We start from the raw sequence: 1,335 nt of genomic DNA on the forward strand, positions 1-1,335 counted from the left end.
AACTCTGCCAATTCGGTTTGAAGCAGCTGGTTAATCGCAATTTCGAGGTGGTGACGAAAAACTTCGTCCAAATCTTGCTTTTGGGCTAGTGCAGCGATAATTTCTGTGGTAAGTTCATTCATGGGGAATGCCTCCTGTGATGTTTTCTGTGGTTACTAAATATCATAAGGGAAGGCATTCCCTATTTCTATACAATTCAGAAATCTTTTATGCATTTACACAAGATATTTTACGCTCTCTAAATAGATTACCCAACTGGCTTATATTGATCTTGCAAGCATTATTCCTTTTAGTCTTTACAATGTACCAACTCTATGGTGGAGCTCCAGTTTATGGAGTATTAATACTTGTATGGATTAGTATCCTGTACTGCATGTATTGCATTACTACCCATGCCTAACATGAATCTAGATTGGGCTAAATAGCTCTCAAACAGTTTCTGATAATTATTTTCCATGTGAAGGAAAATAATTATCAAGATGATATGGTGTAACAATTGCTTCTAGAAATTAAAATATAGAATTCTACAGCTAAATTATCCATATGATCCGAGCAAATGCCTTTTGTTTGGCCTGAGAGTACAATAGCTGACTTACCTGCCAGCTATTTATGGTAAGTACAAAATGGCTTATTTGATGACGGTTACAAACGATTGTCATTTCCATAGATGTGCAGTTTAATTGATAAATAACCGTTCAGGATACAAATGTGTAAAATTGAAGTGCTGTCTCAGCACTGTTTCATTGAGCTGTCCTTAGTTGGTTAGAAATTTATTCGTGGTTTTGGGGAAATTATGAGTGCCAATTAACATTCTGGTCTGCCAATAGCAATTTTTTATTGCTGTTTATGGTTAAAAACTGACAATAGTATCAAGGAAATTACTAATACAAAGAAACTAGGAATTGCCAAGTAAATAAAGAGATTAGTTATAAATTCTAGAAAATTGCCTGTTACAATATGCCTAACAATATTAAGTAACCACCAAAAAGTAATAAACAATAAAATTGAGTTAATATATTTGTTCATAAAGCTTCCTCATTTCTTATAGATCACCGAAATTGTTGGTGTTGTATGGGTAATATTTTTTCCTCTGACGGTTTTGATTTTATGGAGACTTGGGAAAAATACTTTTTGTTTCCATTTTATAATTTTAACATTTGCTCGTGCTTGTAAACGACTTGCTCTCTTAGAAGCTGTCCAAGATCTATGATTTTTGATATACTTCTATGTAAAAAGCGAGTTTAAGCTATGAAAAATTATCCCAGCAATATTACTCGGCAACAATTTGAATTAATTCGACCAGCTTTAGAAAATTTTCGTAAGCGAACTAAGCCT

Annotated in this window: 1 pseudogene; it reads right to left on the minus strand. The window is 33.5% G+C overall.

The window, feature by feature from the left end:
• Positions 1-122, minus strand: a pseudogene (locus LPKJCM_RS12890) (IS256 family transposase); the annotation flags it as partial.
• Positions 123-1,335: the final 1,213 nt, after the last annotated feature.

Origin of the sequence: Lentilactobacillus parakefiri, from assembly GCF_002157585.1 — a bacterium.
GTDB classification, from domain to species: Bacteria; Bacillota; Bacilli; order Lactobacillales; family Lactobacillaceae; genus Lentilactobacillus; species Lentilactobacillus parakefiri.